The sequence below is a fragment of the Streptomyces sp. ICN903 genome (assembly GCF_022015835.1).
GTDB lineage: Bacteria > Actinomycetota > Actinomycetes > Streptomycetales > Streptomycetaceae > Streptomyces > Streptomyces fenghuangensis.
In genome coordinates this window covers 1-4673 of record NZ_JAKMAY010000381.1, presented here as the reverse complement: position 1 = coordinate 4673, position 4673 = coordinate 1, and the positions used below count along the sequence as shown (strand labels likewise).

The following is a 4673-nucleotide window of genomic DNA, read 5'->3' as shown; positions in this document are numbered from 1 at the left end:
GGGCGGTACGGGGCCGCCCACCGGCTCGGAGGCGGTCGTGGTGGGCGCGGGGGCGGGGCCGTCGCCGTCGGCGACCTTGGTCACCCGGCAGGCGGCCGTCTTGAAGTACGGCTGCTTGGACACCGGGTCCCAGATGGTCATGGTCAGTTCGTTGGCCTGCCGGGGCGCGCCGTCGGGTGACACCTCGTCCGGATCCCAGCGGCCGTAGTGGAAGGGCGCGAACACCGTGCCCTCCCGCACATGCCCGATCCGGGCGCGTACCTCGATCGCCCCGCGCGGCGACTCCACCCGCACCCGGTCGCCCTCGGCGATCCCCAGCCGCCGCGCGTCGGGGGCGGACAGCTCCGCCCAGGCGTCGGGCGCGGCCCGGTTCAGCTCGCGGGAGCGGCCGGTCTTGGTGCGGGTGTGGAAGTGGTAGACGGTGCGCCCGGTGGTGTACAGCAGCGGGTACTCCTCGCCGGGTTCCTCGTGGGGCGGCACGTAGGGCGCGCCCTTGAGGAAGGCGCGTCCGGCGGGTGACTTGGCCCGGTACTCGACGGGGGTCACCGTGCCGCCGGTGAGCAGGTCGTGGCCGTAGGTCTCGCAGAAATCGGGGTCGGTGTTGAACACGCCGTCCGCATACAGCCGGTCGGTGCCGTCGGGGTGCTCGTCGGTGCAGGGCCAGGGGATGCCGGTGGGGCCGCGCAGCCTGTCGTAGGACAGGCCGCTGTAGTCGCAGGGGCGGCCGCGGCTGCACTCGCGCCAGGCGTCGAACGCCTCCTCGGGGGTGCGCCACTTGATCAGTGGGGCGCCGTCGGAGTCGCGGAAGTCCATGGCGTCGGCGTACATCAGGAAGATGTCCAGGTCGCTCCTGGCCTCGCCGGGCGGTTCGACGGCCTTCTCCGACAGGTGAACGGTGCGGTTGACGTTGGTGTAGCAGCCGGTCTTCTCGCCCCAGCCGGCCGCGGGCAGCACCACGTCGGCCAGTTCGGCGGTCTCGGTGAGGAAGAGGTCCTGGACGACCGTGAAGCACTTCCCGCCGCCGAGGATCCTCCGGACGCGGGACGACTCGGGCATGGAGACGGCCGGGTTGGTGGCCGAGATCCACAGCAGTCCGACGGAGCCCTGCTCGGCGTAGCGGAAGATCTGCATGGCGTGGGTGGGCGGGGCCCAGTGCGGGATCGTCAGCTCGTCGACGTTCCACAGTTTCGCCAGCTCGCGGACGTGCTCGGGGTTGCTCCAGTTGCGGAAGCCGGGCAGGTCTCCGTCGGCGCCGCACTCGCGGGTGTTCTGGGCGGTGGGCTGGCCGTTCATCTGAAGGACGCCGGCGCCCGGGCGGCCGATCATGCCGCGCAGCAGGTGCAGGTTGTGCACGGCCACGGCTGCGGCGGTGGCCTGGTGGGACTGGTAGAAGCCCTGCAGCACGGTGGACAGCACCCGTTCGCTCTCCCCGAAGATCCGCGCCGCGCGCCGCACGTCCTCGGCGTCCACTCCGCAGATCCGGGCGGTCTCCTCGGGCGTGTAGGGCTCCACCGTCTCGCGCAGTTCCTCCACGCCCAGGGTGTGGCGCCCCACCCACTCCTCGTCCACCCGGCCGCATGCGAAGAGTTCCCGGGTCAGGCCGTTCATCAGGGCCATGTTGGTGCCGACCCGGGGCGCGAGGTGGACGCCGCCGGTGCGCTCGGCCTCCTCGGCGACCTTGGTGCGGCGCGGGTCCACGCACACCACCTTCGGCGGGTCGTCGGCGCGGGTGCGGTCCAGCACGCGCATCCACAGCACCGTCTGGGTCTCGGGCATGTTGTGGCCGAAGAGGAAGATCGCGTCGCAGTGCTCGATGTCGGTGTAGGAGCCGGGCTGCCCGTCGGTACCGAAGGACTCCTTGAAGGCGGCGGCGCTGGTGGCCGTGCACAGCCGGGTGTTGCCGTCCATGTGGGGGGTGCCCAGACCGGCCTTCCCGATCACGGCCAGGGTGTAGTACTCCTCCAGGAAGAGCTGGCCGGAGGTGTAGAAGCCGTGGGAGAGCGGGCCCTTCTCGTCCAGCAGCCGCCGGGAGACCTCGGCGATCCGGCCCATCGCGGTCTCCCAGTCGGTCTCGACGAGGCGGCCGTTCTCGCGGACCAGGGGCCGGGTGAGCCGGTCGGCGCTGTTCGCCCAGGACCAGCTCCCGTACAGGCCCTTGGGGCCCAGCCGCCCGTGGTTGACGACATCGCCGGCCATTCCGCGCACCCCGACCATGCGCCCGTCCTTGACGGCGATCTCGCAGCCGCAGCCGTTGCTGCACAGCACGCAGGCGGAACGCACCCAGCGCTCGACGTCCTCCTCCGCCACCCCCTTCTCCAGGTGGCGGTCGACCCGGGCGGGCCACACCGTTCCCCTGGCATGCGGTGTGCGGGGTCCCCAGATGTCGGCGATCCGGTCCATGCGCTTCCTCTCCCTGCCTGTTCCCGGCCGTGCGTGCCGTGCCAGGCGGTACCCCGGGTGGCGGCGGAAATGCGTGCCGGAGGGAGTCTTCCCTCCGGAGGGCGGGCGGTCGGCGTACCGCCGAGGGGGCCGGCCCTCCCGGGGCTCTTGGACTCCCGGGGCAGCGGTTCTGAAGGAGTCCTCAGGGCAGTGGCGGCCGGTCGGCTCCGTGGGGCGCCTGTGTGAAGACCTCCTCCGCGCCCAGCGCCTCGGCCCCCGGGGCCGACCTGGAGGGATCCGCCGGGCTGTGCGCCGGTTCGTCGCGCGACGGCGACGGGGTGCGGTCTCCCGGGGCTCCCTCCCCGTACCGCGGCAGCCGCAGGGCCAGCAGGGCGACGTCGTCGCCGCGGGGGTCCAGGCGCTCCAGCAGCTCGTCGCAGAACTCCTCCAGACCGTGGCGGGCCAGGGCGGAGGCGTTGCGGCACAGCAGCCCCATGCCGGTGTCGATCGGCCTGGTGCGGCTCTCCACCAGGCCGTCGGTGTAGAACACCACCGTCGCCTCCGGCGGCAGGTCCTCGTAGGCGTCGGGCCAGTGCAGCCCCAGGTTCAGGGTCGCGCTCATGCCCAGCAGGGGGCCGTGGCCGGCCTCCAGGAAGCGGGTGCCGCCACCGGCCTCGACCAACAGCGGCGGGGGGTGCCCGGCGTTGACCCAGTGCAGCCTCCAGGGTCCGCCCTCGCGGCCCTCGATCCGGGCGAAGACCATCGTGGCCATGGGGGCGTCGCTGGTGTTGGTCATCGCCTCGTCCAGACGGCGCATGATCAGGCTGGGAGGCTCCCTGCGGTCCCAGGCCAGGGCGCGCAGCATGTTGCGGACCTCGGCCATGTGGGCGGCGGCCTGGAGGTCGTGGCCCACCACGTCCCCGATGACCATCGTGGTGACACCGTCCTCCAGCAGGAAGGCGTCGTACCAGTCCCCGCCGATCTCGGCCGCCACCTGGGCGGGCCGGTAACGGGCGGCCATCTGCAGATGGTCCACCTGGGGCAGCGGGGTCAGCAGCTGGCGCTGCATGGTCTCGGCGACGTGCCTCTGCTGGTCGAAGAGGCGGGCGTTGTCCATGGCCAGCCCGGCCCGGCGGCCGATGTCCGCGAGCATCATCATCTCGTCCTCGGTGTACGGGGGCGAGTCGCCGGTGCGCGCCGCGGTGAAGGCGCCGAAGACCCGGCGGCGGCTGTGCAGCGGCACCACCACGGCGCTGTGCCCGCCGAGCCGGTCGAACAGCCGCCGGTGGGCCGCCGTGAGGGGGGTGTCGGGTTCGCGTGCGAGGTCCGCCGCGTCCAGCGATACCGTCCCGGCGCCGCGCAGGGCACGCACCAGATCCGCGCCCGCGGACTCCGCCAGCGACGGCAGGGGGCCTTCCAGCTCCCCGGCCGCCTCCGGGTCCGCGGCGCTGTGCACGGCGATGCGCAGCACCTCGTCCGGCTGCCCGGTGAGCACGTCCACCGCCGTCCAGTCGGCCAGGTCCGGCACCAGCATCCGGCCCAGCTTCCGGAGCATCCGGGGGATGTCCAGGCTGGAGATGAGGACGGAGGAGACCTCCGACACCACGGTCAGCCGGGCGGTCAGGGCCTCCAGCGCCTGAAGGTAGGCGGCCGTCTGCCGCTCGGCGGCCCGGCGCACGCTGAAGTCGTGGAAGGCGAGGACCAGGCCGGGCGGCTCCCCCGGCAGCTCCAGCAGTGCGGCCGACCAGATGACCGGGAGAGTGGTGCCGTCGCCCCGCAGCAGGTACTCGTCACCCCCTTCGCGGGGGCGGCCGTCGGCGAGGACCTGGAGCATCCGGCAGTTCTCCCGGGGGATCCGCTGCCCGTCCGCGTCGCGGTGCAGCAGGTCGTGCATGTCGTGGCCCAGCATCCGCGCCGCGGGCCGCGCCACCATCCGCTCGGCCCGGGGGTTGGCGGCGATCAGGCGGCCCGTGGCGTCCGTGGCGTAGATGCCCGCGCCCAGGCCGTCGAAGACCGCGCGCAGGACACCGGGCTCCCCTGTCCGGTCGGCCCCGCTCATCGCCCCGCCGTCCCTGGTGGTCCCACTGCCCTTCACCGCCTCCTCGCACGGCCGACCGCCGCGTCCCGTCCTGTCCGTACCGGCGTCGTGCTCCCGCGTACGCCCGGTACGCGGCACTGCCGGTTACCCGGTTCCCGCTTTTCCAGACATTCCCTTACGTTCCGCACCCCTGGCGGACGGGTGTGATCCGCCCGGCCGGACGGGGCGGTGGGAGGACGGCCGGACGGGGCGGTGG

2 protein-coding genes are annotated in these 4673 nt (G+C 73.3%); both read right to left on the bottom strand.

The features are described from left to right. A partial coding sequence (locus L7D48_RS26055; RefSeq protein ID WP_237883119.1) for a molybdopterin oxidoreductase family protein occupies positions 1-2400 on the bottom strand: 2400 nt, incomplete at its 3' end. Positions 2401-2581: 181 nt separating this feature from the next. Continuing rightward, positions 2582-4438: a SpoIIE family protein phosphatase gene (locus L7D48_RS26050; RefSeq protein ID WP_237883121.1), complete on the bottom strand. Its 1857-nt coding sequence runs from the start codon at positions 4436-4438 to the stop codon at positions 2582-2584. Between the last annotated feature and the right edge of the window lie 235 nt (positions 4439-4673).